Origin of the sequence: Lentzea sp. CC55 (assembly GCF_021056325.1) — a bacterium.
In the GTDB taxonomy this organism is placed as follows: domain Bacteria; phylum Actinomycetota; class Actinomycetes; order Mycobacteriales; family Pseudonocardiaceae; genus Lentzea; species Lentzea jiangxiensis.
Genome location: NZ_JAJCXE010000056.1, coordinates 631,449 through 657,885, shown reverse-complemented (window position 1 = coordinate 657,885; position 26,437 = coordinate 631,449). Strand labels below are relative to the sequence as shown.

23 protein-coding genes and 1 pseudogene are annotated in these 26,437 nt (G+C 70.9%); 13 read left to right on the top strand and 11 right to left on the bottom strand.

Features of this window, described 5'->3' with window-relative positions:
• Nucleotides 1-21: 21 nt before the first annotated feature.
• Nucleotides 22-690, bottom strand: coding sequence for a nitroreductase family protein (locus tag L6E10_RS37835; RefSeq protein WP_236224969.1), 669 nt, complete (start codon nucleotides 688-690; stop codon nucleotides 22-24).
• Nucleotides 691-763: 73 nt separating this feature from the next.
• Between L6E10_RS37835 and L6E10_RS37830 the strand changes: the two genes are divergently transcribed.
• From L6E10_RS37830 to L6E10_RS37805, 6 genes are all read left to right on the top strand, one after another.
• Nucleotides 764-1,666 (top strand): LysR family transcriptional regulator, encoded by a 903-nt coding sequence (locus L6E10_RS37830; protein ID WP_236224968.1) that lies wholly within the window; start codon nucleotides 764-766, stop codon nucleotides 1,664-1,666.
• A 346-nt stretch (nucleotides 1,667-2,012) separates the two neighbouring features.
• Entirely contained in the window at nucleotides 2,013-3,185 is a 1,173-nt protein-coding gene (locus L6E10_RS37825; protein ID WP_236224967.1) for a LuxR family transcriptional regulator, read from the top strand.
• Nucleotides 3,186-3,196: 11 nt separating this feature from the next.
• A complete protein-coding gene (locus tag L6E10_RS41085; RefSeq protein WP_236224966.1) occupies nucleotides 3,197-4,369 on the top strand; it encodes a helix-turn-helix transcriptional regulator in 1,173 nt (390 codons plus the stop codon).
• An 85-nt stretch (nucleotides 4,370-4,454) separates the two neighbouring features.
• The gene (locus L6E10_RS37815) at nucleotides 4,455-5,213 is read left to right on the top strand and encodes a thaumatin family protein (protein WP_236224965.1); all 759 of its coding nucleotides are present in this window, start codon (nucleotides 4,455-4,457) and stop codon (nucleotides 5,211-5,213) included.
• Between the two features lie 20 nt (nucleotides 5,214-5,233).
• Entirely contained in the window at nucleotides 5,234-5,611 is a 378-nt protein-coding gene (locus tag L6E10_RS37810; RefSeq protein ID WP_236224964.1) for a cysteine/serine endopeptidase inhibitor, read from the top strand.
• Nucleotides 5,612-5,648: 37 nt separating this feature from the next.
• A complete protein-coding gene (locus L6E10_RS37805; protein WP_236224963.1) occupies nucleotides 5,649-6,107 on the top strand; it encodes a CAP domain-containing protein in 459 nt (152 codons plus the stop codon).
• 74 nt (nucleotides 6,108-6,181) lie between these two features.
• On the opposite strand, the gene L6E10_RS37800 is transcribed toward L6E10_RS37805, so the two are convergent.
• Complete coding sequence (locus L6E10_RS37800) at nucleotides 6,182-7,654, bottom strand: FAD-dependent oxidoreductase (RefSeq protein ID WP_236224962.1); 1,473 nt, start codon at nucleotides 7,652-7,654, stop codon at nucleotides 6,182-6,184.
• A gap of 79 nt (nucleotides 7,655-7,733) precedes the next feature.
• Here L6E10_RS37800 and L6E10_RS37795 point away from each other — a divergent pair, with 79 nt between their 5' ends.
• From L6E10_RS37795 to L6E10_RS40075, 3 genes are all read left to right on the top strand, one after another.
• The gene (locus L6E10_RS37795; RefSeq protein ID WP_236224961.1) at nucleotides 7,734-8,996 is read left to right on the top strand and encodes an NAD(P)/FAD-dependent oxidoreductase; all 1,263 of its coding nucleotides are present in this window, start codon (nucleotides 7,734-7,736) and stop codon (nucleotides 8,994-8,996) included.
• Nucleotides 8,997-9,026: 30 nt separating this feature from the next.
• Nucleotides 9,027-9,929: an SRPBCC family protein gene (locus L6E10_RS37790; protein WP_236224960.1), complete on the top strand. Its 903-nt coding sequence runs from the start codon at nucleotides 9,027-9,029 to the stop codon at nucleotides 9,927-9,929.
• A gap of 130 nt (nucleotides 9,930-10,059) precedes the next feature.
• Nucleotides 10,060-10,884, top strand: a complete 825-nt coding sequence (locus tag L6E10_RS40075; RefSeq protein ID WP_236224959.1) for an extensin family protein — start codon at nucleotides 10,060-10,062, stop codon at nucleotides 10,882-10,884.
• A 390-nt stretch (nucleotides 10,885-11,274) separates the two neighbouring features.
• Here L6E10_RS40075 and L6E10_RS37780 read toward each other — a convergent pair whose 3' ends face one another.
• From L6E10_RS37780 to L6E10_RS37770, 3 genes are all read right to left on the bottom strand, one after another.
• Nucleotides 11,275-11,787, bottom strand: a complete 513-nt coding sequence (locus L6E10_RS37780; protein ID WP_236224958.1) for an ATP-binding protein — start codon at nucleotides 11,785-11,787, stop codon at nucleotides 11,275-11,277.
• Nucleotides 11,788-12,506: 719 nt separating this feature from the next.
• Entirely contained in the window at nucleotides 12,507-13,787 is a 1,281-nt protein-coding gene (locus L6E10_RS37775; RefSeq protein WP_236224957.1) for a HAMP domain-containing sensor histidine kinase, read from the bottom strand.
• Nucleotides 13,784-14,449, bottom strand: a complete 666-nt coding sequence (locus tag L6E10_RS37770) for a response regulator transcription factor (protein WP_236224956.1) — start codon at nucleotides 14,447-14,449, stop codon at nucleotides 13,784-13,786. The genes L6E10_RS37775 and L6E10_RS37770 overlap by 4 nt, the downstream gene beginning before the upstream one ends.
• 25 nt (nucleotides 14,450-14,474) lie before the next feature.
• Between L6E10_RS37770 and L6E10_RS37765 the strand changes: the two genes are divergently transcribed.
• Entirely contained in the window at nucleotides 14,475-15,026 is a 552-nt protein-coding gene (locus L6E10_RS37765; protein WP_236224955.1) for a hypothetical protein, read from the top strand.
• Between the two features lie 93 nt (nucleotides 15,027-15,119).
• Here the strand turns inward: L6E10_RS37765 and L6E10_RS37760 are convergent, their stop codons facing one another.
• Nucleotides 15,120-16,325 carry a glycoside hydrolase family 88 protein gene (locus L6E10_RS37760; protein ID WP_236224954.1) on the bottom strand — a complete coding sequence of 402 codons (1,206 nt, stop codon included), beginning with the start codon at nucleotides 16,323-16,325 and terminating at the stop codon, nucleotides 15,120-15,122.
• Between the two features lie 296 nt (nucleotides 16,326-16,621).
• Nucleotides 16,622-17,605: an alkaline phosphatase family protein gene (locus L6E10_RS37755; RefSeq protein WP_236224953.1), complete on the bottom strand. Its 984-nt coding sequence runs from the start codon at nucleotides 17,603-17,605 to the stop codon at nucleotides 16,622-16,624.
• 109 nt (nucleotides 17,606-17,714) lie between these two features.
• Between L6E10_RS37755 and L6E10_RS37750 the strand changes: the two genes are divergently transcribed.
• The gene (locus L6E10_RS37750) at nucleotides 17,715-18,599 is read left to right on the top strand and encodes a Ppx/GppA phosphatase family protein (protein ID WP_236224952.1); all 885 of its coding nucleotides are present in this window, start codon (nucleotides 17,715-17,717) and stop codon (nucleotides 18,597-18,599) included.
• 7 nt (nucleotides 18,600-18,606) lie between these two features.
• Here L6E10_RS37750 and L6E10_RS37745 read toward each other — a convergent pair whose 3' ends face one another.
• The 3 genes and pseudogenes from L6E10_RS37745 to L6E10_RS37735 all read right to left on the bottom strand — a co-directional run bounded on the left by L6E10_RS37745 (nucleotide 18,607) and on the right by L6E10_RS37735 (nucleotide 19,815).
• On the bottom strand, nucleotides 18,607-18,957 hold the full coding sequence (locus L6E10_RS37745; protein WP_236224951.1) for an STAS domain-containing protein: 351 nt from the start codon (nucleotides 18,955-18,957) through the stop codon (nucleotides 18,607-18,609).
• A gap of 344 nt (nucleotides 18,958-19,301) precedes the next feature.
• Nucleotides 19,302-19,407, bottom strand: a pseudogene (locus L6E10_RS37740) (DUF6480 family protein); the annotation flags it as partial.
• Nucleotides 19,408-19,428: 21 nt separating this feature from the next.
• Nucleotides 19,429-19,815, bottom strand: a complete 387-nt coding sequence (locus L6E10_RS37735) for an ATP-binding protein (protein WP_236224950.1) — start codon at nucleotides 19,813-19,815, stop codon at nucleotides 19,429-19,431.
• 126 nt (nucleotides 19,816-19,941) lie between these two features.
• On the opposite strand from L6E10_RS37735, the gene L6E10_RS37730 reads away from it, so the two are divergent.
• Complete coding sequence (locus tag L6E10_RS37730; protein WP_236224949.1) at nucleotides 19,942-20,289, top strand: STAS domain-containing protein; 348 nt, start codon at nucleotides 19,942-19,944, stop codon at nucleotides 20,287-20,289.
• A gap of 221 nt (nucleotides 20,290-20,510) precedes the next feature.
• On the opposite strand, the gene L6E10_RS37725 is transcribed toward L6E10_RS37730, so the two are convergent.
• Entirely contained in the window at nucleotides 20,511-24,656 is a 4,146-nt protein-coding gene (locus L6E10_RS37725; RefSeq protein ID WP_236224948.1) for a HAMP domain-containing protein, read from the bottom strand.
• Between the two features lie 137 nt (nucleotides 24,657-24,793).
• Between L6E10_RS37725 and L6E10_RS37720 the strand changes: the two genes are divergently transcribed.
• Nucleotides 24,794-26,179 carry a PP2C family protein-serine/threonine phosphatase gene (locus L6E10_RS37720; protein ID WP_236224947.1) on the top strand — a complete coding sequence of 462 codons (1,386 nt, stop codon included), beginning with the start codon at nucleotides 24,794-24,796 and terminating at the stop codon, nucleotides 26,177-26,179.
• The last annotated feature ends 258 nt before the right edge of the window (nucleotides 26,180-26,437 follow it).

The window sequence follows — 26,437 nt, the reverse complement described above, 5'->3', positions numbered from 1 at the left end:
TGCTCCTCGCCGGCGGGATGATCAGGCAAGCCCGTCCGCGAACGTGAGCGCCTCGCCGAGCGGTTTGCGGCGGAGGTCCGGGACCTCGCAGTCGTCGGCCGGGTAGCCGACCGGGAAGAGGATGTACGGCCGCTCGCCCTCCCTGCCCAGCAGGTCGCTGAGGAACGTCATCGGGTTCGGCGTGTGCGTCAGCGTCGCCAGGCCCATGGTGTGCAGCGCGGCGATGAAGAAACCGCAGGCGATGCCGACGCTTTCGTTCGTGTAGTAGGTCTTTCTGCCGTCCTGCTGCTTCTGCGCGAACGCGACCACCAGCCACGGGGCGACTTCGAGGAACTCCTTGGTCGCGTCGGTCTCCAGGCGGGCCAGGGCCGCGTGCCAGCCGGGGATTTCGCGCTCGTGGTAGAAGCGGCGTTCCTCCTCCTCGGCCGCCGAACGGATGCGGTGCTTGAGCCCGGGGTCCTGCGTGGCGACGAACCGCCACGGCTGCTGGTGCGCTCCGCTCGGGGCGGTGTTCGCGGCTTGCACGGCGAGTTCGACCGCTTCGGCCGGCACGGGGTCGGGCGAGAACCAGCGCACGGACCGCCGTTCGTCCAGCAGGCGGTGGAACGCGCGGCCGCGGTCGAGTCCTTCGCCGATCGGCACCCGCGGCGGGGTGTACGGGCGGAACGGGTGGCGGTGAGGTCGGGTCACGACTGGGGACAGTGCCGGTAGTGCGACTGTTTTGGCCAGCTCAAGTTCCTGAACCCAGCTATAAGCTGCGCTCATGAATTTGCCGAACGTGACGGTGCGGCAGCTGGAATACCTGATCGCGGTGGCGGAAACGGGATCGGTGACCGGCGCCGCCGCCCGGTGCCACGTCACGCAAGGTGCGGTCTCGCTGGCGTTGAGCGAGCTGGAGCGCGCGCTCGACCTGCGGCTCGTCGTCCGGTCGCCCCGGCGCGGTGCCGCACTGACGGCGGCGGGCGCGCGGGTGCTCGCGGACGCCCGCCGCGTGGTCGGCGCGATGGGTGACCTCGGCGTCGAGGCGCGCGGGCTCAGCCGGAAGATCGGCGGCGTGCTCACGGTCGGCTGCTACACGCCGATCGCGCCGTTCCACCTGCCCGCCGCGATCGCCACGTTCGAGCGCGCACACCCGGAGGTGTCGGTCCGGTTCGTCGAGGGGAGCCTGCCGGAGATCGGGGAGGACGTGGTGTCCGGGCGGTGCGAGATCGCGTTCCTCTACGACCAGGACCTGGTGCCGGGCATCACGACCCGGACGCTGTACGACCAGCCCCCGAAGGTGCTCCTGCCCGCGGACCACCGGTTGCGCCGCCGTCGTGCGGTGGCGCTGCGCGAGCTGGACGGGGATCCGTTCGTGCTGCTCGACGTTCCGCCGAGCGAGCGCTACTTCCGCTCGGTGTTCGCGGCAGCCGGGGTGGAGATGGTCGTGACGCACCGGGCGCGCGGCTTCGAGCTCGCGCGGTCGCTGGTGGCGCGGGGGATCGGGTACTCGCTCACCGTGCAGCAGCCCGCGCTGGGCCGGTCGTACGAAGGGCTGGAGGTGGTCGCCGTGCCGTTGCGCGACGAGGTGCCCACGACGCCCGTGGTGCTGGGCTGGGCGAACGGGCCGCTGACGCGCCGCGCGCAAGCGTTCGCCGACCACTGCGCCGCGTTGTTCGCTCAGTAGGACCCGGCCCGGACATCCTTCGAATGCTCTGCCGGGCCCGGTTTGCCCAGCGGCGAAAAGGCGCGAACTCGCGGTTCACGCACGGTGTGTTCTTCGGTAAGGTCCAGACCATGTGATCGTCCATATGAGACGGTCTCGGCCGCCGCGTATCAATTGGTGACAGTGATTCTGGTGTGATCCGAGCAGGAAGGACACCGCCGGAGTGATGAACTGCGACACGGTCGACGAGGTTCACCGCGCGCGAACCGACTTGATCCGCAACGGACGCTGGACCGAGGCCGATCGGCTCGTCGAGGCCGTCGTGGCCCGTGCGCTCGATTCGGGAACGGCGTCGGACGGACCTGATGTGAGCGCTCTCATCCCCGTGCCGGGCGGCCTTGCCGAGCGGAGACCCGGAGCCGGGCGGGCGCTCGTGTTCCGAGCCGTGCAGGCGGCCAACCGCGGTACCGGCCGGGCCGGGGCCGCCGGGGCCGCGCTGCGCGTGCTGGACTCGGCGCAACCGCTGGACGCCGGTACCTTCTGGCAGGCGCTGCTGGTCCTGACCCACGCGGACGAGATCGGTCCGGCGCACCGGCGCTGGGCGGGCGCCACCGGTGTGCGCGGTGACGTCCACGCGTTGCTCGGTGGCCGGATCCTGCTGCGGCGCGGCGATCCCCGTGCGGCGGTCCGGCTGTTGGAAAGCGCTCCCACCGGCGACGCCCGGCTGCGGCTCGTCGCGGTGGCGTGGCTCGTCCTGGCGCTGACCGAGGCCGGTGATCCCGGCAGGGCGCGTGCTGTGCTGGAGGCCGAGCGCCTGGCCGGCGCACCGGCCGGGCACCCGGACGACGCCGAGCTGCACTTCGCGCGCGGACGGCTGCTGCTGGCCGAGGAGCGGCACGCGCCGGCGTTGGACGAGTTCCTCGCATGCGGGCGGCTGCTCGAGTCCCGGGGTGTCGTCAACCCGGCGGTGCTGCCCTGGAGGTCCTCGGCCGCGCTGGCCGCCGCCGGCTGCGGAGACCTCGTGCTCGCCCGGATCTGCGCCGACAAGGACCTGGTCGCGGCGCGGCGGTGGGGCGGGCCGCGGGCGATCGGGCTCGGCCTGCACGCCGCCGCGCTGGCACGGGGTGGTGACGACGTGCTGCTCGAAGAGGCGATCACGTACCTGGGGCGGTCCTCGACGGCGGGGGAGGCGTTGCGGGCGCGGCACGACCTGGCGCAGCTCCTGCTCGCCCGCGGCAAGGTCGAGCGCGCCAGGAAGCACACGCGGTGCCTGCGCGAGGCGGCCGCTTTCTGTCCTCAATGGACAGACATCGTGCGGGCGCTGGAGCACCGGCTGCTGCGCCAGGACGGGGAGTCCGCGCTGAGCGCCCAGGAACGCAGGGTCGCCCTGCTGGCCAGGGCGGGCCGGTCGAACCGCGAGATCGCCGCCGAGCTGGACCTGACGGTGCGCACCGTCGAGTTCCACCTCACCGCCGTCTACCGCAAGATGGGGGTCGCGGGAAGGCCGGGACTGCGCCGGGCGTTCGTCCCGACGGCGTGAGCGGGCCCGTCGTGGACCGGTCGGCTGGTCCGGGCCACGAGTGCTCCGCGGCCGTCGCCGCCGGGCTGCTCGCGGCGGGGGAGCACTGGGCGGACGCGGTCGAGGCGGCCGAACGGGCGCTGGCTCGTGCTGTCTGCCGTGAGACGGCGTTGTGCGTCTCACGGGCGTTGGCGACGCTGGTCTGCGCCGGTGAGCTGGTCGCCGCCGACGCGCACAGCCTCGCCCTGGTCGAGGCGGGTCCCACCGGTCCGGTGGCGGAGCAGGCGTTGCTCGCGCGGGCCTGCGTCGCCCGCCGCACCGGTGACCTCGCGGGGTGCTCCTCCCTGCTGGATTCGTTGCGGCGCGGCGGCGAGGAGATCCGTCCCGTCGCGCTGGCGTGGACGGCGGAGCTGCTGGTCGTCCGCGGCGATCCCGGTGGCGCCCGAGCCGTGCTGCGGGGCCGCGAGGCCGGCCATCCGCTGCTGGCCGAGGCCGAGGCGGTGGTGGCACTGGCTTCGGGACGCCCTCGCGACGCCCTGGAGGGCTTTCTCGCGTGCGGCCGGACGCTGGCCGAGGCCGGGGTGGTCAACCCGGCCGTGGTGCCGTGGCGGTACCGGGCCTCACGCGCCGCTCTGGCGTGCGGTGACACCGAGAACGCCCTGCGCCTCGCGGTGGAGGAGCACACGGCCGCGGCGCGGTGGGGCGAGCCCAGGACGCTCGGCCTGAGCCTCGCGGCGGTCGCGGCGGCGAGCCCACCCCGCGGCGAAGACCTGATGACCTGGGAGCGGTCCGTACGCCTGCTGGAGATGGCACACGCCAGGACCGAGCTCGCGGAGGTGCTGTGCGAGTACGGGGACCGCCTTGTCGCGCACGGCAAGCAGGTGGCGGCACGCGAGGTCTACGCACAGGCCCGTGCCGCGGCGCCCGACGCCGTTCTCGTGCGGCGTGCTGAGGAGGCCTTGGACGCCGTGGCCGCGTCGCTCGGCGCCGAACAGGTGCTGACCCCCGTCGAGGCCGAGGTCGCCCGGCTCGCGCGCACGGGCCTGAGCACCAAGGGGATCGCGTCGGAGCTCGCGTTGTCGACGCGGACCGTCGAGCTCCACCTGACCAGGGTGTACCGCAAGCTCGGGCTTTCGGGGCGCCGGGAGCTGCAGGTCATCAGGTGGTGCCCGGCTTCTCCCGGAAACCTTGCGGACCCACCGTGAAGCGCCGGACGGCCGCGCCGGGTGATCGTGGACCCCTGACGACACCCGGCGCACCCGCGCCGGTCTCGCAGGAGGGAGCTCCCGGATGCTCACGCGATTGCTCGGCCGCCGGGCCACGGCGCTGTTCGCCCTCACCTTCGCGCTCGCCGGCGTCGGCGCACCGGTGGCGAACGCGGCGATCGACCACACGGTCACCTTCGTCAACAGGACCGGCCAGACGATCTGGATCGGCGCCACCGTCAACGCGGACGGCTCGCGCGACCTGACCGGACTGCCCACGCTGGCTCACGGCCAGTCCGCGACCATCACGATCCCGGAGACGGCCTCGCCCGGTCACTGGCGGGGCAAGTTCTTCGCCCGGCAGGGCTGCACCGGCACCTCCGGCGTGGACTTCCGGTGCGCCGTGGGCGACTGCGGCGTCCACGCCGACCGCTGCGTCCTCGGCGACCAGCCGGCCAGTCTCGCGGAGTTCAACTTCGACTCCCGCGACCGCCTGGCCCCCTGGTACAACGTCAGCTACGTCAACGCGTTCTCCGCACCGGTCACGATCACCCCGGTCAACGCGGTCGTACCACCGGGTTCCACGTCGTGCGGCACCGCCGGGTGCACCGAGAACCTGTTGCCGCTGTGCAACCCCGCGTACGTCAAGTACGGCGCCAACGGGCAGCGCGTCAACTGCGTCAACCCGAACCGCGACGCGCCGACCGACTACAGCACCACCATCAAGTCCCGTTGCCCCAAGGCCTACGCCTGGTCCAAACAGGACACCGAGCCGGGCAACCAGACCGTGTTCCAGTGCGGCGACTGCACCGGTTTCACCGTCACGTTCCACTCCGTCGCCTGAAGGCACCCGAAAGGAGAGCCATGAGGTCCAAGGTGTTCGGCGCCCTCGCGTCGGCCGCGGTCCTGTCGTTCGTCTTCACCGGCACCGCCTCCGCCGTCAGCGGCACCGCCAGCTACTACAACGACGCCGGCTACGGCGCCTGCGGCACGCAGATCAACGCGGCCACCGAGATGCTGGTCGCCGCCCCCGCCGCGCTGTGGACGAGCCCCAACCCGAACAACGACCCGCTGTGCCGCAAGTCCATCCGCGTGACGCACAACGGCCGCACGATCACCGTGCCCATCAAGGACAAGTGCCCCAGCTGCCCCAGCAACAAGATCGACCTCAGCCAGCCCGCGTTCGCCTCGCTGGCCGACACCTCGCTCGGCATCATCTCCGTGACCTGGGAGATCGTCTGAGCTTCCCGCCCTTTCCCTGCCGGTCAAAGGAACAACGATGTTTCGCACCTCCCTGACGGTCGCCGTGATCGCGGCCGCAGTCCTGACACCCCCTGCCACAGCGGCCACCGTGCAGGAGGACGTCATCGCCCGCACGAACGCCGAACGGGCCAAGGCAGGCTGCCCGGCCCTGCGCCAGAACGCGGCGCTCGGCACCGCGGCACAACGCCACTCCGACGACATGGCGGCCCGCAACTTCATGGGCCACACCGGTTCCGACGGCAGCACGGTCGTCGTCAGGATCGAACGGGCCGGCTACACCCGCTGGACCAGGGCAGCCGAGAACGTCGCGGCGGGCCAGCGGACCGCGGCCGACGTGGTGCGGTCGTGGATGAACAGCGCCGGGCACCGCGCCAACATCCTCAACTGCGCCTTGAAGGACATCGGCGTCGGGTACAGGTACCGGCAGGGCACCACCTACGGGCACTACTGGACGCAGGACTTCGGCACCCGCTGAGCCTCCGGGGCGGCTGACAACGTCGTCAGCCGCCCGCCGTTCACGACGTGCCGACGCCGCGCCGAAGAGCCCGCCTACCTCGGGTCGCGCTTCGGGAGGGGCCGGGTCGCCGGTCCCTCCAGCACGGAACCGTCGACGTCGAACCGCGAGCCGTGGCACGGGCAGTCCCAGCTGCGTTCGGCGGCGTTGAACCGCACCAGGCAGCCGAGGTGGGTGCAGCGCATCGACACGCCGTGCAGCTTGCCGTCGTCGTCGCGGTAGACGCCCATCTTGCCCAGGCCGTCGCGGACCACGTGGGCGTGGCCGGGCGGCAGGTCCTCGCTCGAGGTGGCGTCGGCGGGGGTGACCCTGTCGCCGATCATCTCCGCCGCGACCTCGGCGTTCTTCTTCACCAGGGTCGGCAGCGACTTGAGCGACAGCCGGTGCGGGCTGAAGCGCTCGGCCAGCTCGTTCGGCTTGTCCGTCACGAGGTCCGCCAGCAGGGACGCCGCGAACGTGCCGCTGGTCAGGCCCCACTTCATGTAACCGGTGGCGGTGAACAACGCGGTGTTGCCGGGCGTGTAGCCGCCGATCATCGGCAGGTGGTCGTAGGCCGTCGGGTCCTGCGCCGACCAGCGGTGCGTGATCTCCTGCACCTGCCAGTGCTCGCGGGCGAAGTCCTCCAGCCGCCGGAACGGCTCCACCACGGGCTTGCCGGTCGAGTGGCTCTGGCCCGCGATGATCACCTTGTCCTCGTGCGCCGAGATCGACCAGGACGGGCTGCCCGTGCTGATCGCGAGCGCCTCCGGGGGGTTGCTGACGCGGGCCGCGATGCAGTAGGCACGGGTGAGCTCCATGCGGGCGAAGTAGAGGCCGCGGTCGAGCGTCGGGTAGTGCGTCGCGATCACGATCTTGTCCGCGGTGACGGCGCCGTCCGCCGTGCGGACGCGGTTGCCGCTGACGTCGAGCACGCGGCTGTGTTCGAAGATCCGGCCCCCGTCGCCGTCGACCTCCTCGGCGAGGCCCTGCAGGTACTTGACCGGGTGCAGCTTGAGCTGGTCGTCCAGCCGCACCGCCGCGTGCACCTCGAACGGCAGGTCGACGTCCGTGGTGGCGCGCACCGGCAGGCCCACCTGGCGCGCGGCGATCAGCTCGTGGTCGACGTCGCGCATCTCGGACTCGGTGTAGGCGTAGGTCACGGCGGGTGAGCGGCGCAGGTCGCAGTCGATGTCCCTGGCCAGCTCCGCGACCTGGGCGACGGCGGCGAGCGAGGCGGTGGCGTAGTCGGTCGCGGCGGCGAGGCCGTGCTTGGAGCGGATCTGCGAGTACACGGTGGACTGCAGGGCGGTCACCTTGGCGGTGTTGTTGCCGGACACCCCCGACGCCACCCGGCCCGCTTCCAGCACGGCGACGCTCAGGCCGCGCCGCTTGAGCAGCAGTGCGGTGGTGATGCCGGTGATGCCGCCACCGACCACGGCGACGTCGAAGGCGTGCTCGCCGGTCAGCGGCGGACGGGTCTTCGGCGAGAGCGCGGCGAGCCAGAGCGACTGGTCAGCGGTGGTGGTCATGAGCAGGTGGTACCCGGATGGAGGAGCCCTATGCGACGTCGTCCGGATACCTCGCCCCGGAAGCGGGTATGCGACCCCCATGAGCAAGCACCGCGTAGTCGTTGTCGGAGGCGGGTTCGGCGGGCTGGGCGTCGTGCGCGGGCTGAAGCGCGCGGACGCCGAGGTCACGCTGATCGACCGCACGAACCACCACCTGTTCCAGCCGCTGCTCTACCAGGTGGCGACCGCCCTGCTGCCCGCGGGCGACATCGCCCCGGCCTTCCGCGCGATCCTGCGCAAGCAGCGCAACGCCCACGTCCTGCTGGGCGAGGTGACCGGCTTCGACACCGCCGCGCGGCGCGTCCACGTCGACCTGCCCGACGGGCGGTCGAGCACCATCGAGTACGACACGCTCGTCGTGGCCGCGGGCTCGCAGGACAGCTACTTCGGCCACGACGAGTGGGCCGAGTCCGCGCCGCCCATGAAGACCCTCGAACAGGCCGTCGACCTGCGCTCGAAACTGCTCCGCGCGTTCGAGACGGCGGTGTCGGCGGACGACCCGAAGCAGTGGCTGTCGTTCGCCGTCGTCGGTGCCGGACCGACCGGCGTCGAGCTGGCGGGCCAGCTCGCGGACCTCGCGCGCAGGGCGCTGAAGGGCCAGTTCCGCGGAATCGACCCGCGCGACGTCCGGATCACGCTGATGGACGCCGTGCCGCACGTGCTGCCGCCGTTCTCCCCGCCGCTGCGCGACCACGCCCGGCTGAAGCTGGAGCGCATGGGCGTGACGGTCATGACCGGCGCCATGGTCGCGTCCATCGACGACCGGGGCCTCACGACCAAGGACGGCGACCGGGTGGAGGCGCGAACGATCATCTGGGCGGCCGGGGTGCAGGCCTCGCCGCTCGCGCGCAAGCTCGCCGAGGCGACCGGGGCCGAGGTCGACCGCCGGGGCCGTATCAAGGTCAACCCCGTCGACTGCTCCGTCACGGACGAGATCTTCGCGATCGGCGACATGGTCAACCTGAACGACCTGCCCGGCATCGCCGAGCCCGCGCTGCAGGAGGGTCACCACGTCGCCCGCGTGATCAAGGCGCGGCTGCAGGGACGCCGGCACAAGCCGTTCCACTACCTCGACCTCGGCACGATGGCCACGATCTCGCCCGGTGACGCCGTCGCGGACATCAAGAAGGTGCGGCTCAAGGGCCTGATCGGCAAGGCGGCGTGGGCGGGCGTGCACCTCGCGTTCCTCGTCGGGTGGCGCAACCGGGCCGCGGTGCTCGCGCAGTGGGGCTGGAACCTGCTCACCGGCCGCCGCGCGCAGCCGATCATCCTCGAGCCGATGAAGGCCGTGGAACGCACCTGAGGCAGGTTTGGCCAGGGGTAACCGACCGGCGTGAACACGCAGCTGCTGGGCATCTACCTCAACGACCACCTGGCCGCGATGACGGCGGGCACCGAGCTCGGCCGCCGCGTCAGCCGCACCCACCCCGAGCTGCGCGTGCTCGCCGACGACATCGACGCCGACCGCAAGGAGCTGCTCGACTTCATGCGCGAGGTCGGCGTCGAGTCGCGCCCGCACAAGGCGGCGATCGGCTGGCTGAGCGAGAAGGCCGGCAGGCTCAAGCTCAACGGCAAGGTGCTCGGCCGCTCACCGCTCAGCGACGTCCTCGAGCTGGAGGGCCTGCGGATCGGCATCGAGGGCAAGACCGCTCTGTGGCGGACGCTGCGCAAGCTGAAGAGCTTCGACGACGACCGCCTGGAGCGGCTGTCGGCGCGGGCCGCGAGCCAGGCGGAGCTCGTCGACCAGTACCGGCTGCGCCACGCGCCGCAGGCGTTCAACGCGCCCTCGACGTCCGGTGTGGACGTCGAGCGCACGTTCACGGTCGCGTCCTCGCCCGAGGGAGTGGTCGAGTACCTGCGCGACTTCGCCCGCGCCGAGCAGTGGGATCCGGGCACCGTGTCGTGCACGCGCCTCGACGACGGCCCGGTCGAGGTCGGCGCGCGCTGGCGCAACGTCTCGACGTTCCTCGGCCGCAAGACCGAGCTGGTCTACGAGCTGACCCGCGACGAACCGAACGGCCTGCAGTTCGTCGGGCGCAACGACACGGCCACCGCCACCGACGACATCACGATCACGGCCGGCGCCACCCCCGGCACCACCAGGATCGCCTACCACGCGCACCTGGAGTTCACCGGAGTGGCGAAGATCGGCGCCCCGGTCGCGAAGATCACGCTCGAGAAACTGGGCGGCGAGACCGAGAAGAGCTTGATCCGCGTGCTCGGCGACGTGCGGTAAAGGCTGAGGAAAACCGCAGGTCAGACGCGATTCCGCGGCGTGGAGGCGATCCCTAGACTCCCTCGGGCCGGTTGGTGAGACAGGCCCTTCCCCCTGCCCCCGCCGGCTTGGACGCAGAGGGAGTACTGGGGTGTTCGAGAACAACGTCACCAGGCGAGGCTTCGTCACGGGCGCGGCGGCGGTCGCCGGTCTCGCCGGCCTGTCCACCATCGCTCCGGGCCTGGCGAGCGCCGCCCCCGAGACCAACGACCAGCACCGCGAGTCCGAGTTCACGCCCGAGGTCGGCGCGCTCGCGATGATGACGTTCCAGAAGATCGACGGCACGCCCGTCTACTACTGGCGTTCCGACCGGGGCAACACGACCGCGCGCAACTGGCAGGCCACCGACGCGTTCTACAACGCGCTGGTCGCCTGGATCCGCGACCTGCGCTCGCTCTCGTCGAGCTACGGCTCGATCAGCTACATCGTCTCCGCGGGCTTCTACGTCAACAAGGCGGGCCAGCACGGCGCCGGCACCGCGATGGACCTCGACCACGTGCGCTGGTCCGGCGGCAACACCATCTCGCCGCTCGACAAGGCCCACGCGTCCGGCACCGCCTCGGTCCGCAAGCGCTACCTCGCGACGGAAGCCGTGTGCCGCCGCCGGTTCCGCTACGTGCTCGACGGCTGGTACAACGCCGACCACGCCGACCACATCCACGCCGACTTCGGCGGCATGCCGGTCCGCGCGGTCAAGGACTCCGAGTCCGACACCAAGTTCGTGCAGGCCGTCTGCAACAACTTCCGCGCGTCCGGCCTCGCGATCGACGGCATCTGGGGTCCCGCGACGACGAGCGCGTTCAACGGCCTCAAGTCGGCGCTGGGTGTGACCGGCGACCCGCACACCAGCTCGTCGGTGTGGCAGGGGATGCTGTCGAAGATCGCGACGAAGGGCTTCGCGAACCAGAACATCTGAGTTCGCCGGGAAGCGGCGAGGCCGGAGCCCATGCCTCCTGGGCTCCGGCCTCGCCGTGCGAGGGCGGCACCCGGACCCGTGGTGGACCGGGCTGGTCCGGCCTCGGCCGGCGTGCTGGTCATCGCGGGACACACACCTCTCCGAATGCGCGGCAACAGTTCGGGTTGCGTGGCACCGGACCGCCTCGGAAAGGCCGGCGGCGAACCGTCGGCCGACCAGAGCGACATTTGTTCGGGCGAGGGAAATCGGTCTGGGAACGGCCGAATCGGTCGGCCGTGAACCAGTTGTTCAAGGCTCCGGAACAAACAGGTCAAGCATGCATCCGTGAGAGCGCGCACACGACAAAGGCGCACCCACTCGGTGGATGCGCCTTCGTGGAACCCGGAGGGGTCAGCGGGGGCCTCCGCCGCCCATCGAGCCGCCGAGGCCGAACAGGATGCGCTGGATGAGCTCGGGATCGACGTCCGGCTCGTCGCCCAGCGCCTCGGCGGCGGGGGAACGGCGCTTCTCGCGCCGGGGAAGCGGCACCGCGGTGGCGTTCACGCCCGTCGGCAGCGGGAGCTCGCACCAGATCAGCTTGACGCCGCCGGCGAGCTGCAGTTCGCCGGTGCGCAGGTCGGGCGCGGTCGGCGGCATGGTGAACCGCGCCGCCTCGAGCTCGACGACGAGGTACTCGCCGGTCAGCCTGAGGCGCAGCGTGATCAGCCGCGACGTCTGGGGGTCTGCTGACTCGACAGCGGCTTCGACCAGCGCGCAGGCGACGGCCGAGCACTCCGCGGTCATGTTCCTGAGCCGCCACTCACCGAGTGTGAAGCGCACGAACAGATCCGCGCAGTTCACCGCGGTGGGCAGCGCGATGAGTGTCAGGTCGTCGACCTGGGCGGTCTGGGCGTTCGCCTGCATCCTGCCTCCGTTTCGCGTGCGGCGCGCGAGCCGCGACCAGTCACCCGAATGGCCGTCGCGGTGAGCGGGAATCTACATGGGTATACGCGGGAAGCAATGGCCCGGTTGACTCACCCGTCAAAAGTCACGTCCGGGTCACGCCGGGAGGCCCCGACGCTAACTGTGAGTATAGCGCCGGGCGCATGCCGTGATCGTTTCGGGTCGGCTTCACGCGCGGGTGAACCGGTGGCGGGGTGTCCACGCCGTCGTCCGCGGGGGCGGTGGCGGTCGCTCGTGGGTGTCGCTCCGTCGTGCGTGCTCGTGTCTGTCGTCGACGTCATCCCGGGCGTCGCAAAGAGAGGCGACAGCAGCGTGCGGCGGACTTTCTCGAATTTCCTCAACCAGGGCAGGGGGCTCACGACTTAAATATATTTAAGGCGGATTAATCGTCTGAACGGTGGATTGGCGGCGATCCGCGGTCGGCTAACTTCATGTCAGATCGCACAAACCCCTCGAATACGCCGGTCCCGCGCCGGGCGCCGAGAGCCCCGGCTGATCCACCTCGTTCCACCGGTGTGGGAAAGGCAAGCGCGCACCGCTCATCGGGTTCCTCCCTCCTGCTCGGAGCCCGGTGGTGCGGCAGCGGTGCCGCGCGGCCGGCCGGTGCCCGCCGGCGGCTCCGGACCAGTCCCACGGTCCGGACGCCGCCGGCGGTGTTCTTCCCGCCCCCACCTCGGGGCCTACATCCTCCGGAGCCTCAATTGCACGCGTGCACCGCCCAGCGGACCGCGGTCGACGTGGAGAGACCCTCCCGTGCGTTCCGCGGCCCGGCGGGCGATGTCGAGCCCCAGACCGGTGGAACCGCCACCGCTGGCGCCGCGGCGCACCGCCCGTTCGGTGTCCGCGATGCCCGGCCCGGCGTCCTCGACCACCAGCGCCACCAGGTCGGCCTGGTGCACCAGCGCCACGGCGAACCGCGTGCCCTCCGGCGTGTAGCGGAAGACGTTGCCCAGCAACGCGTCCAGCGCGGCCGCGAGGTCGTTGCGGCCCAGCGGCACGGGAGCGGGCCGGTCGGTACCGCGCACGGTCCACGGCCGTTCCTGGTCGTCGGCGAGCGCGGACCAGAACACCAGCCGCTCGCGGACGACGGCCGACGCGTCCGTGCCGCCGTCGTCGGCCCGCAGGCCGGAGCGGGCGGCCCTGATGATCTCGTCGACCTCCCTCTCGAGGCCCTGGACGGCCTCCCGGACGCGGTCCGCCCCCGGACCCCGCCCGAGGGTGTCCGCGTCCAGGAGAAGGGCCGTGAGAGGCGTTCGGAGCCGGTGCGAGAGATCGGCGACCACCTCGCGTTCGGCGGCGAGCAGCAGCCGGACGCGTTCCGCCATGGCGTTGAAGGCCTTCCCGGCCTCGGCGACCTCGGGCGGCCCCTTGACCGGAACGCGCGCGGAGAGGTCCCCCTGTCCCATTCTCCGCGCGCCTTCCGCCAGTGCCCGCGTCGCCTTCACGGCGCGGGCCCCCAGCCGGTCGGCGACCAGCACCGACCCGGCGACCAGCCCGGCGGCGACGCCCGCCAGCACCCACCACGTCCCGACGACGCCGCGGGTGAGCTGTTCGTGCGGCACGAACGCCTCGACGATCGCGAGGCCGTTCGAGCTGGTCGCCAGCGGTTGCAGGTAGGCGACGCCGTCGGGGCGTTCGACCGTCGACGCCGTCGCGAGCTTCTGCGCCTCCTCCAGGTCGTCCGCCGTGATGTGGGAGGTGCCGTAGGTGCCCGCGGGAGCGCTGAGGTGCACGGCGAGCCGTTGCTGCCCGCCGTAGCGGGTGCTCCTGATCGCCTGGCGGATCTCCTGCGGCTTGCGGGTGATCAGCAGCGCGGGCGTCAGCGCGTTCGCCTGCTTCTCGGCCTCGTTGAGCGCGCGGTTGTACGCGGAGCTCTTGACCACGATCGCGAGCGGGATCAGGAAGGCCAGCGCCACCATGCTGGTCGCCGCGAGAGCGACCAGCACGAGTGACCGCCTCACCGCGGCGCGACCAGGCGCACGCCGACCCCGCGCACCGTGTGCAGGTAGCGCGGCTGCGCGGCCCGTTCACCGAGCTTGCGCCGCAACCACGACAGGTGCACGTCGAGCGTCTGGTCGTCGCGGTGGGACGGCCACAGGCTCGCGAGGATCTCGGCGCGCGGCACCACCTCGCCCTGCCGTGCCGCGAGGAACGACAGCAGCTCGAACTCCTTGTGCGTCAGGGAGAGTTCGGTGCCGTCCACGACGGCCCTGCGCAGGGCGACGTCGATCTCGAGCCCGCCGATCACGAGCTGCTTGCTGTCGCGGGCCCGGCGCAGCACGGCCTGCACCCGTGCCCCCAGGTGCTCGCTGGAGAACGGTTTGACGAGGTAGTCGTCCGCGCCGGCGTTGAGCAGCCGGACGATCTCGCCCTCGTCGTCGCGCGCGGTCGCGATGACCACCGGGGTGTTCGTGACGCCCCGGATCATCCGCAGCGCGTCCCCGCCGTCGAGGTCGGGGAGCCCCAGGTCGAGCACCACGACGTCGTAGTCGTGGGCGGTGACTTCGCGCAAGGCCTCGATCGCGAGCGCCACACCGTGCACGATGTGCCCCTGGCCGGTGAGAGCGCGCACGACCGCCGCCCGCACCACCGGGTCGTCTTCGACCAGCAGTACTGATGCCATGAGCCGCTACAGGAGGATTGCCGCAGTGAGACGGTCCGTCGGATACCTGGTCGCCTGGGCAGTGGTGACCGCGGTCGCCGTCGGGCTGTCCTGGTTGGGCATCCGATCGGTGATGGAACCCGCGCCGGTCGCCGTCGTCGACCCCACGCCGGGCTCGGCGGTGCTCCCGATGCCGACCATCACCTCGCTGGCGGTCCCGGTGCCCGAACAGGGCCCCTCCGCCGGTGTACCGCCTGTCACGCCCACGTCCACCAGGCCTCCTGCAGTCAGCTCGTCCGTTCCGGCTCCTCCCCGTACTACGGATGCGCGCCCCGCCCCGGCTCAACTCCCCGAGGGGGAGTGGCAGGCGGACGGCTCCTACGTGCACGCGTTCCACCTGCGGGGCGGGGACGTCGTGGTGCGGTACCGGCCGTCCGGGGTGGAGGCGCTGTCCGCCACGCCCGCGGACGGGTGGTCGGTGGCGGTCGAGCAGCCCGGAGGACCTCTGGTGGTGAACTTCCGGACTGCTTCGGGGAGGTTGTCGCGGTTGGAGGCTACGTGGAACGACGGGCCCACGGCGAAGGTGGTGGAGCAGTAGGGGCAGGGCGTCCGGCGGTGCGTCGTGGACCCGCTCCGCGACCGGGCGGCTGCTCGGACCCGGGGCCCGCGCAGCCGCCCGGCCGGACACGGCCTACAGGCCGATGGCCTTCGAGATCCGCGCGGGCTCGAGCACCCGCAGGATCGCCTCGAACAGGTAGTAGTCGCCGTACGGCAGCGAGACCTCCACGCCGTCCTCGGCCGGCCGGTTGCGGGTGCCGCGCGCCATGACCGCCTCCGCGCGCGCCGACCGGGTGGTGAGGCAGGTCGTCACCAGGCCGTTGAGGATCTTCAGCGCCCGGTCGCGGTAGCGGTCGGTGCCGGTGGCCCTGGCGAGGTCGAGCAGGCCGCACGCCATGATCGCGCCCGCCGAGGAGTCCTTGACGTCGTTGGCGCCCAACGGGGAGCGGTAGTCCCACACCGGCACGTGGTCCGGGGTGAGGACGGACAGGGCGTAGTCGGCCATCCTGCGGGCGGTGTCGCGGAACTCGTGCAGGCCCGTGCGGCGGTACATCGTCGTGAAGCCGTAGATGCCCCACGCCTGGCCGCGTGACCAGCAGGAGGCCGGGCTGTAGCCCTGGACGGTGCCCGGGCCGATCGGTGTGCCGGTGTCCGGGTCGAAGTCGAACACGTGCGGGGTCGAGCCGTCAGCGCGCAGGAAGTGGGTCCGGGTGGTCCTGGCGTGGGCGATCGCGATGTCGAGGAACCCGCGGTCGCCGGTCTGCTCGGTCGCGAACGCGAGCAGGTCCAGGTTCATCATCGTGTCGACGATGACGCGGCCCGCGTTGCCCGGCGTGCCGAGGCGGCCCCAGGCGCGGATGAACTTCCCGGTGGCGTTCCAGCGCTGGATCAGCGTGGCGGCGGCGTCGACCGCGCCGTCACGCCACTTCGTGTCGCCGGTGAGGCGGTAGGCGGTGACCCACGACGGGTAGAAGAGGAAGCCGAGGTCGTGGTCGCGGGGGTCGAGCCGGCGCGGTGCCAGCCGGTCGTTCGCGGCCTCGGCCAGCGCCCGGAACCGCGCGTCGCCGCTGTAGAGGTGCGCGAGCCACAGGGTGCCCGGCCAGAAGCCGCCGACCCAGCCGCCGTCGGCGACGTAGGTCCACTTCTCGAACCGGGTGATCTCCGGGAACGACGTGATGCCCGGCGCCACGGTCCTCAGCCTGGCCAGGCCGTGGTCGAGGGCTCCGCGGAGCCGGGCGGGTGCGGCGGCGGCTTCCCCCGCGCCGAGGGCGACTCCCGCTCCGGTGAGCAGGGGAGTGGCCGCCGCGGATGTCAGAAGGGTGCGTCGAGACAGATTCACGAGACCGTCCAGTCCCTTTCTTCGTCTTGCGCCCGGCGACACCCTGCCAGAGGGGATCGAGGTCTGTAAAGGTGCGTCGACAATTGGGTCAAAGGGCTGTCCTCAGGCCGCTGAACAGCGTAAAGCCAGTTCTCGTACGTGAAATCGCACGATTCCGACGTTGTGGAAGTCATTGTTCACGGTGGTGAACAAATGCGCGGACCGGGACGGCGTCGAGAGCGTGCGTCGTCGAGCCGTGGTCCCGGTCGGCGGAATCGGCTGTCCCTGCGGAGTGCGGATTCTCGGTCCGCACGCGCTTACTGCCCGGCGTTCCAGACGGCGAACGGCACATCGATCTCGTCACGGCTCAGACCACCGTGCGCGTACTTCGCCGAGGGGTCCGCCACGGGGAACCGCGGGGACGCCGCCACCGCGACGACCGGGCCCGCCTCCGGCTGCGGCAGACCGAGGTCCGTGGCGTGGTGCACCGTCGCCGTGTCACCCAGAGTCGTTGCCACGCGGTCGAAAACGGTCTCCAGCCGGTCCTGCCTCGGGTAGAGCCACCGCAGGCGGCCCGCGCCTCCGGAGGGGATCACGCACTCCTCGCGCACGATCGCGTCCCAGGCCTCGACCAGTTCCGGGTCGGGGTCGACGGCGACCATGCCGTGGTCGGAGTGCGCCACGACGGTCCAACCCTGTGCCGCCCAACGGGAAGCGTGCGCGTCCAGGCGCAGCATCGCCTCGTGCACCGATTCGTCGTAACCGTTGCGGTGCACGTGGTCGTCGATGTTGACGTACGTCCAGAGGAACCTGGCGTCCGGCAGCGCCTTGTCGAGGTCCGCCACGACGTTCGCGACGAGCAGGGGCGGGTCCTCGGCCTGCGCGGTGAGTTTGTGCCGAGGGGGCGCGGGTACCCGTGTGCACCCTCGGAGGAGGGCCTGTGCCCACGTCCCTTCCAGCAGGTCGAGCTCGCGGGCCAGAACGGTCGCGCCGTGCCGCTCGAGCACGGTCGGCAGGTGCGGGACCGCGGGTGTGCCGTTGATCGCGTGCACGAGCCCGGATCCGTTGCGGTACACCGTTCCCGGCACCCGGTGGACGTCGGCGGGAACGCCGGTGAGAGCGGTCAGCAGGGCCGTCGCGGACGTGGAGGGCACGGTGGAGGAGAGCGTGGAGACGGAGGCGGACAACCACGACTGCTTGGCCACGTCGGAGGAGAGGCCGTCCACCGCTACGACGATCAGCCCTCGATCCGCCTCGCCGAGGGCGCGTTCGAGCCGGGAAGGTACCTCCGCCAGTGACATCGGGTGACTGTAACGCATCTCATCGGGTCAACATTCGCTGTTCGGGGGCGAAGTTCCGGAGAATGGCCGCCGATGGGGTAAAGAAGTCTTGGTGAAGGGGAGGTGGCGGATGCCGGTCGGAGTCCTGGACGTCGGGTGCTTCAGCGCACACCTGGTCGTCGTGGAACGAGACCTGATGCGTCCGCTGGTGTCCCACAAGGTGCGGCTGCGGCTCGATCGGGAACTCGATGAGAGCGGTGCCATCACCAGGGCCGGCGTCGACTCGCTGTGCGCCGCGGTGCTCGCGGCCCGCAAGAAGGCGGGTGAGGTCCGCTTCCTGCCGTTCGCCACGTCGTCGGTGCGGGACAGCTCGAACGCCGACGAGGTGATGCGCAAGGTCGCACGCCGCACCGGTGTCGAGCTGAAGGTGTTGTCCGGCAAGGAAGAAGCCCGCCTGTCCTACACCGCCGCCCGTCACTGGTTCGGCTGGAGCGCGGGCCCGATGATCGTGCTGGACGTCGGCGGCGGCACCGTGGAGCTCGCCACCGGGTCCGGGGCCGAGCCGGAGCGCGCGGTCTCCTTGCCTTTGGGAGCAAGGACTTTGACGCGCACCGGCCTGACCGTGGAGGAGATGAGGTCCGACGTGCGGGACCGCCTCTCGACCGCGTTCCCGTGGGACGAGAGCGCTCGCGCGGTCGGGTGCTCGAAGGTGTTCGAGCAGTTGGCGCGGCTCGCCGGAGCGCGGAGCGACGTCTACGCACCGCGTCAGCTGCGGCTCAAGGACCTGGAGAAGTGGATTCCGCGTCTCGCGAAGCTGTCGGTGCGCGAACGTGCGGCGCTGCCGGGGATCTCCCGTCACCGGGCCCGGCAGTCGCTGGCGGGCGCGGTGGTCGCGGAGGCGTTGATGAAGGTGTCGGGTCACGACGTCGTGGACATCTCGCCCTGGTCCACCAAGGAAGGTCTGCTCCTGGACCTGGTGGAGCGGGCGCGCGGCGGGCGTTCGTCCGCCGCCTGAAAGCGGCTCAGGCCACGCTCAACGCCGTCACGGCGTCGTCGACGTCGGCGAAGAGGAGCAGGATCTTGTCCACGGCCGTCATCTGCAGCGGCCGCAACACGACCTTGCTGTCGCTGACGACGCCGAACTTGATGCCGAGCTCGTCGGCCTGGGCCTGTGCCTCGACCAGCGCGCGGATTCCCTCGGAGCCGAAGAAGCGGACTTCCCTGAGGTCGACGACCAGCGCGGGCGGTTTGCGGTCGAGCAACGCGGTGAGCCTGCTGGTCACCGGTGCCGAGGACATCATGTCGATCTCGCCCGTCAAGGCGATGACCGGGATGGACTGGACATAGGTGGTTCTGTGCCGAAGTTGGTTCATGAGAAGACTCCCGTCCGGACCGACCGTACGCGCCTTCGCGCGGCGATCACAACCTGAGGCGGTTTCGCCAGGTACGAGTCGCTCGAACGGGAAATCCCGTGGCAGACCGGAAAATCTTGGCGCGCCTCCGTGCTTTCTCGGAGCGGGAGGTGAAGGCGCGGGACGGACACGCCATTTCGCGGCGAGGCCGGGCCCCGCGCGAACGGACGCGGCCTGGACCAGCAGGAAGGGCCTTCATGAGCGGCATCGCCGCCAGGAGCACGGCCGGCAGCGGGATGAGACCGATCACGATGGCCGGCGGTGCTCCTCCCGGGCGGCGCTCCCTCCCGATGGGACAGTCGCGGACGTCGTCTGCCCGGAGTCCGGCGGCGTGTCACCCGGTTGCACACCGCCACCCGGCTCGGGACCGGGGTGGCTGTGCGGGCCGGGATCGGGCGGCAGGGCGGTCAGGCGGGCTCAGGTGCCCGTTCTTCAGCCTTCCAGCTGCGACCAGACGACTTTTCCCGTGCCGCTGGGTGTCGTGCCCCAGCGAACGCTCAGGGCCTGCACGAGCTGCATGCCGCGCCCGCGCGCGCTGTTCGGGTCCACGGGTCTGAGTTGCGGCAGCTTCGGCGACCGGTCGTGCACCTCGATCAGCATCCCGGCGGCCCGCTTGCAGACCGTGAGTGTGATCGGCGCCTCACCGTGGTCGATGCCGTTCGACACGAGCTCCGTGACGACGAGCTGCGCGTCGTCCGCGAGGTCGTCGGGCAGCCCCCACGAGGCCGCGACCTCGCGCACCAGCCGGCGTGCACGGGCGCACGACCCTCCCTCGGCGGTCAGGGTCGCCCGCACCTCGGCCAGTGGGTCGTTCAGCACAGGGCGCATCGTCGCACATCCGGCGGCTCGTCCGGATCTTTCAGCCCCCCGGTGGTCGCGTGCTCGGACGTCGTACTGCACGATTTGGGTCGCACGAGTCGGGCGTGGCGGGAAGGAACGGCGACGATGGAGCTCAACGTCGGCAGCGAGGTCCAGCGGGGGTGGCGTGTGCTCGCCGTCGCCGGTGAGCTGGACATCGACACCGTGCCCGTGTTGTCGGCGCGGCTGGATGCGGATGTGACCGGGTCCCACGCCGTGCTCGACCTGGCCGGTCTCGCGTTCATGGACTCGACCGGGCTGGCGCTCGTGCTGGACTGGCACCGGCGGTTGGCCGAGCGGGGCGGGCAGTTGCGGATCGCCGCCGCCCAGGGGCCGGTTCGGCGGTTGTTCGAGCTGGCCGATGTCGCTCAGGTGCTGAGCCTGCACGCTTCGGTGGACGAGGCCGTGCAGGAGGCTGTGGACTCGGCTCGCTGAATCGGCCGTGGTCCGGTTTGCGCGGGACGGCTCGCGTTCGACCGGTTCCTGTTCCGGCGGGTGGTCACCTCCGGGATGAAATCATTTCCGGACTCTGGTCGCCTTGAGTCCTGTGGTGCGCATGCGCGTTTGATCGCCGTTTCGCGACAACAGCGATCGCGGCTTTGCCTTGCGCGTCGGCCTGGGGCTCGCCTTCGGCTTGGCGGCCCCAATTGCCCTGGTCAGGCCTCTCCCGACACGCCCAGGTAATAGGCGATCAGGCGAATGAGGTGTTCCGTGTCCACCGGTTTGGTGACGTAGTCGGTGGCACCCGAAGCCAGTGACTTCTCGCGGTCGCCCTTCATCGCTTTGGCGGTCACCGCGATCACCGGAAGATCGGCATAGCGTTCCATTGCGCGGATCGCGGAAATGGTCGCGTTTCCGTCCAATTCCGGCATCATGATGTCCATCAGGACAATGGCCACGTCGTCGTACTGTTCGAGTGCGCGGACCCCTGTGATGCCGTTGTCGGCGTAGATCGCTTCCAGGCCGTGCAGCTCGAGGACGCTCGTCAGGGCGAAGACGTTGCGCAGGTCGTCGTCGACGACCAGGACCTTTTCGCCGTGGAAGCGCATCGAGGTCGAAGTGGCCATGGGCGGGGCGGGGGTGACGATCGGGGTGGGTTCCGGGAGGACGACGGCCTCCGAGACGACCTTGCCCAGCGGGAGGCAGAGGGTGAAGGTCGAGCCGATGCCCGGTTCGGAGCGGACCCGCAGCGCGCCGTTCAGGAGCTGGGCCAGCTCGCGGCTGATGGACAGGCCGAGGCCCGTGCCGCCGTACTTGCGGGACGTGGTGCCGTCGGCCTGCTGGAAGGCCTCGAAGATCACGGCCAGCTTGTCGGCGGGGATGCCGATGCCCGTGTCGTGCACGTCGAACGCGACGGTGGACGGGTCGTCCATGCGCACGTGCAGGCGGATGCCACCGTCGTGGGTGAACTTCACGGCGTTCGAGAGCAGGTTGCGCAGGATCTGCTGGAGGCGGTGCTCGTCGGTGCGGAGGGTCTCCGGGACGTCCGGGTCGACCCGGACGGAGAACTCGAGGTTCTTCTCCGCGGTGAGGGGCAGGCAGAGCGTCTCGACGTAGCGGACCAGCTCGTCCAGGCGGACCGGGTCCTCGTGCAGGGTCATGTGGCCCGCCTCGACCTTGGTGAGGTCGAGGATGTCGTTGATGAGCTGCAGGAGGTCGGAGCCCGAGGAGTGGATCGTGCGGGCGAACTCGACCTGCTTGGCGTTGAGGTTGCCGTCGAGGTTGTCCGCGAGCAGCTTGGCCAGGATGAGCAGCGAGTTCAGCGGCGTGCGGAGCTCGTGGGACATGTTGGCCATGAACTCGGACTTGTACTTCGACGCCGTCTGGAGCTGGCGTGCGCGGTCCTCCAGCTCCTCGGAACCTGCCCTGAGCTCGGTGGTCAGGCGCTGGGACTCCACCAGGAGGGCGTCGGTGCGGGAGTTGGCCAGCAGCGTGTTCACGTTGACGCCGATGGCCTCCTTCAACTGGTCCAGGAGGTCGAGGTGGACGTCGGAGAACTCGTTGAGCGAGGCCAGCTCGATCACGCCCAGGGTCTCGCCCTGGAACAGGATCGGCAGGATCACCAGGTTGACCGGGGCCGCGGAACCCAGGGCCGAGGAGACCGTCAGGTAGCCGCCGGGGACCTGGGTGACCAGGATCGTCTTCTTCTCCAGCGCCGCCTGGCCGACGAGGGTCTCGCCCATGGCGACGCGGGTGGCACGGGCGGAGTCCAGGCGGAAGCCGTAGGTCGCGGTCAGTTCGAGGGTGTGCTTGGAGTCGTCCTCCTCGATCTGGAAGAACGCGCCGTGGTGGGCGCTGACCAGCGGCGTCAGCTCGCTCATGATCAGCGACGCCAGTGCCCTGAGGTCGCGGTGGCCCTGCATGAGACCGGAGAGGCGGGCCAGGTTCGTCTTGAGCCAGTACTGCTCGCGGTTGGCCCTCGTCGTCTCCTTGAGGTTCGCGATCATTTGGTTGACGTTGTCCTTGAGCTCCGCGAGCTCGCCGGACGCGTCGACGGTGATCTGCCTGGTCAGGTCGCCCGCGGTCACGGCGGTGGCGACGGCGGCGATCGCGCGGACCTGGGTCGTGAGGTTCGAGGCGAGCTGGTTCACGTTGTCGGTCAGCTTCGACCACGTGCCGGCGACGCCGTCGACCTCGGCCTGGCCGCCCAGCTTGCCCTCGGTGCCGACCTCGCGGGCGACGCGGGTGACCTCGTCGGCGAACGACGAGAGCTGGTCGACCATCGTGTTGATCGTGGTCTTGAGCTCCAGGATCTCGCCGCGGGCCGAGACGTCGATCTTCTTCGTCAGGTCGCCCTGGGCCACGGCCGTCGTGACCTGGGCGATGTTGCGGACCTGGTTGGTCAGGTTGTCCGCCATGAAGTTCACCGAGTCGGTGAGGTCCTTCCACGTGCCCGCCACGCCGGACACGCGCGCCTGGCCGCCCAGGATGCCCTCGGTGCCGACCTCGCGGGCGACGCGCGTGACCTCGTCGCCGAACGCGCGCAGCGTGTCGACCATGCCGTTCAGGGTCTCGGCCAGCGCCGCGACCTCGCCCTTCGCCTCGACGGTGATCTTCTTCGAGAGGTCGCCGTTCGCGACGGCGGTGGCGACGGCGGCGATGTTGCGGACCTGGTTGGTCAGGTTGTCCGCCATCAGGTTGACGTTGTCGGTCAGGTCCTTCCACGTGCCGGCGACGCCCTGCACGCGGGCCTGACCGCCCAGGCGTCCGTCGGTGCCGACCTCGCGGGCGACGCGGGTGACCTCCTCGGCGAACGACGAGAGCTGGTCGACCATCGTGTTCAGGGTCGACTTCAGCTCGAGGATCTCGCCGCGGGCGTCGACGGTGATCTTCTGCGACAGGTCGCCGTTCGCCACCGCGGTGGCGACGTGGGCGATGTTGCGGACCTGGTTGGTCAGGTTGTTCGCCATGAAGTTGACGTTGTCGGTCAGGTCGCGCCAGGTGCCGGCGACACCGGGGACCTGGGCCTGACCGCCGAGACGGCCCTCGGTGCCGACCTCGCGGGCGACGCGGGTGGCCTCGTCGGCGAACGAGGAGAGCTGGTCGACCATCGTGTTGATCGTGGTCTTGAGCTCGAGGATCTCGCCGCGGGCGTCGGCCGTGATCTTCTGGGTCAGGTCGCCGCGCGCGATGGCGGTGGTGACCGAGGCGATGTTGCGGACCTGGGTCGTCAGGTTGTTCGCCATGACGTTCACCGACTCGGTGAGGTCGCGCCACGTGCCCGCCACGCCGGGCACCTGCGCCTGACCGCCGAGGCGGCCGTCCGAGCCGACCTCGCGGGCGACGCGGGTGACCTCGTCGGCGAAGCTCGACAGCTGGTCGACCATCGTGTTGATCGTCGACTTGAGCTCGAGGATCTCGCCGCGGGCGTCGACGGTGATCTTCTGGGTCAGGTCGCCCTGCGCGACGGCGGTGGTGACCTGGGCGATGTTGCGGACCTGGGTCGTCAGGTTCTCCGCCATGAAGTTCACGTTGTCGGTGAGGTCGCGCCAGGTGCCGGCGACGCCGGGGACCTTCGCCTGACCGCCGAGCTTGCCGTCCGTGCCGACCTCGCGGGCGACGCGGGTGACCTCGTCCGCGAACGACGACAGCTGGTCGACCATCGTGTTCAGCGTGTTCTTCAGCTCCAGCATCTCGCCGGAGACGTCGACGGTGATCTTCTGCGTCAGGTCGCCGTTCGCGACGGCCGTGGCGACCGAGGCGATGTTGCGGACCTGGTTGGTCAGGTTGTTCGCCATCGAGTTGACGTTGTCGGTGAGGTCGCGCCAGGTGCCGGCGACGCCGGGGACCTTCGCCTGACCGCCCAGGCGGCCCTCGGTGCCGACCTCGCGGGCGACGCGGGTGACCTCGTCCGCGAACGACGACAGCTGGTCGACCAGGCCGTTCACCGTCGAGCCGAGCGTCGCGAACTCACCGCGCAGCGTCTGGTCCGACATGCGCTTGGTCAGGTCGCCCTCGGCGACGGCGGCGAGCACGCGGCTCAGCTCGCTCGTCGGCCGCACCAGGTCCTCGACCAGGCCGTTCACCGAGTCGGCCATGAGCGACCAGCCACCGGCGGTGCCCACGGGCGCCACCCGTTCGGTCAGCCTGCCCTCCTGGCCGACCGCCTGCCGGACGCGGCCGAGCTCGCCCGCGAGCCACTGGTTGCGCTCGGCGATCTCGTTGAACACGTCGGCGAGCGCGGAGACGGGCCCGTTCCCCGGCACCACGAGCCTGCGGCGGAAATTGCCGTCACGCAGGTCTCTCATGGCGGAGAGAACCCGTTCGAGGGTCGCGTCCGTCTCTTCGTTGGCCGTGGTCACTCCAAGCCTCCGTGCCTCGGTGGTCACGGACAAGCCTGCCACGTTAGGTTGGGAGCGAGGTAACTTGATGCCGCGATGCACGCCAACAACCGGCAGGAGGCCGTGATGATTCGGCCGGCTGCGCTGGACAACAGCGGATGAGCAGCGCCGTGGGCATCGACCTGGACGGCTGGCAACGCCTGGTGGACGGGCTGCGCGAAGCCGTCCTCGTCGTGGACCCGGCCGGCGTGGTGCGCGTGCGCAACGCCGCGGCGGCCGACCGGTTCCCCCGACTGGGGCTCGGCGGCCACTTCGACGTGCACGTCACAGGCCGTCAGCACGACCTCGGCGACGGCTGGAGCGCCTGGTACTTCTCCGACTCCACACTGGACCACGCCCACCTCCGGCTCGCCGGCGGCACGTCGCGGGAAGCCACGCTCAAGACGATCGTGCAGCTCGCCGCGGAGCTGCTGGGCGAGCACTGCGTCGCCGTGGTTCCCGCCACACGTGATCGCCTGGAGTGGTGGCGTTGCGACGGCGGCGAACCGACGGTCACGCGCACGCCGCGCCGGGCGTCGCAGATCTCCGAAGTGCTGACCGGCACGTCGACCCTGACGAGGATCACCTCTTTGGGTGAAGGTAGCTGGGGCGTGCCGGAGGACTACGGCTGCGCGCTGGCCGTGCCGCTCGGGGTCGGCGGTGCGCTGGTCGTCGTGCGGAAGGGCGACTTCGCGCCGAACGACGTCGAACGCATCAAGCTGTTCGGCAAGCACGCCGCCGTGGCGCTGGAGTCGTCGTCGAAGCTGACCGAGCAGCAGCGGACGATCGAGATCCTGCGGTCGGCGCTGCTGCCGTCGCCGCTGCCCGAGGTGCGGGGCGTCTCGCTCGCGTCGGTGTTCATCCCGGCCCACCAGAGGGCGCTGGTCGGTGGCGACTTCTACGACGTGCACCCGCGCACGGACGGCTCGGCGACGCTCGTGCTCGGCGACGTCTGCGGCCACGGCCTGGAGGCCGCGGTCCACAGTGGACGCGTCCGGCAGTCGCTGCAGGCGCTGTCGCTGGTCGAGACGAACCCGGTGCGGTTGCTGCACCTGCTGAACACGTCGTTGCGCGCGACCGGGTCGAAGCTCTTCACCACGCTCGTGGTCGGCGAGCTCGTGCCGTTGACCACCGGGGGAGTGAGGCTGTCGCTCGCGTCCGGCGGTCACCCGGCGCCGCTGGTGCTGCGGGCGGACGGCAGCGTGCACGACGTGAGCGCGACCGGGGCGATCGTCGGCATCCTGGCCGACGTCCGGTTCTCCGGCGAACAGGTCACGCTCGCACCGGGCGACACGCTGGTGCTGTACTCGGACGGCTTCACCGAGGCCCGCGCGCACACCGACCGCACCGAGCTGTTCGGCGAGAAGCGGCTGCGGGCCGTGCTGCAGGAGTGCCAGGGGCTGCCGGCGGAGGAGATCGCGCGGCACTGCGAGAAGGCCGTGCTGAAGTGGCTCGACCGCGACGACCACGACGACCTGGCGCTGCTGGCCGTCCAGGCGGTGTGACGGCCGGGTGTGAACGAATGTCCCGGTCCAAGGGTTCATCCGCCGTTCGTTTGCCTGGACAGCTCGACCGGCTGAGATCGGCGCATGTCCCACTCACACGGTCATCCGCACGGTGATCACACGCACCACCACCACGAGGCCGAGCCGGTCGAGGGCAGCTGGCTCGATCCCGAGGACGACCGGCCGTCGTCGGTCGAGCGCCGGAAGTTCCTGGCCGGCATGGGGATCGCGGCCGGTGCCGTCGGTGCCCTGGCCGCC

What these genes read in the sequence shown, in the direction of transcription:
- L6E10_RS37830 (WP_236224968.1), top strand. Translation starts at nt 764, where the DNA reads ATGAATTTGCCGAACGTGACGGTGCGGCAGCTGGAATACCTGATCGCG.
- L6E10_RS37815 (WP_236224965.1), top strand. Translation starts at nt 4,455, where the DNA reads ATGCTCACGCGATTGCTCGGCCGCCGGGCCACGGCGCTGTTCGCCCTC.
- L6E10_RS37810 (WP_236224964.1), top strand. Translation starts at nt 5,234, where the DNA reads ATGAGGTCCAAGGTGTTCGGCGCCCTCGCGTCGGCCGCGGTCCTGTCG.
- L6E10_RS37805 (WP_236224963.1), top strand. Translation starts at nt 5,649, where the DNA reads ATGTTTCGCACCTCCCTGACGGTCGCCGTGATCGCGGCCGCAGTCCTG.
- L6E10_RS37800 (WP_236224962.1), bottom strand. Translation starts at nt 7,654, where the DNA reads ATGACCACCACCGCTGACCAGTCGCTCTGGCTCGCCGCGCTCTCGCCG.
- L6E10_RS37795 (WP_236224961.1), top strand. Translation starts at nt 7,734, where the DNA reads ATGAGCAAGCACCGCGTAGTCGTTGTCGGAGGCGGGTTCGGCGGGCTG.
- L6E10_RS37780 (WP_236224958.1), bottom strand. Translation starts at nt 11,787, where the DNA reads ATGCAGGCGAACGCCCAGACCGCCCAGGTCGACGACCTGACACTCATC.
- L6E10_RS37770 (WP_236224956.1), bottom strand. Translation starts at nt 14,449, where the DNA reads ATGGCATCAGTACTGCTGGTCGAAGACGACCCGGTGGTGCGGGCGGCG.
- L6E10_RS37755 (WP_236224953.1), bottom strand. Translation starts at nt 17,605, where the DNA reads ATGTCACTGGCGGAGGTACCTTCCCGGCTCGAACGCGCCCTCGGCGAG.
- L6E10_RS37750 (WP_236224952.1), top strand. Translation starts at nt 17,715, where the DNA reads ATGCCGGTCGGAGTCCTGGACGTCGGGTGCTTCAGCGCACACCTGGTC.
- L6E10_RS37745 (WP_236224951.1), bottom strand. Translation starts at nt 18,957, where the DNA reads ATGAACCAACTTCGGCACAGAACCACCTATGTCCAGTCCATCCCGGTC.
- L6E10_RS37730 (WP_236224949.1), top strand. Translation starts at nt 19,942, where the DNA reads ATGGAGCTCAACGTCGGCAGCGAGGTCCAGCGGGGGTGGCGTGTGCTC.
- L6E10_RS37720 (WP_236224947.1), top strand. Translation starts at nt 24,794, where the DNA reads ATGAGCAGCGCCGTGGGCATCGACCTGGACGGCTGGCAACGCCTGGTG.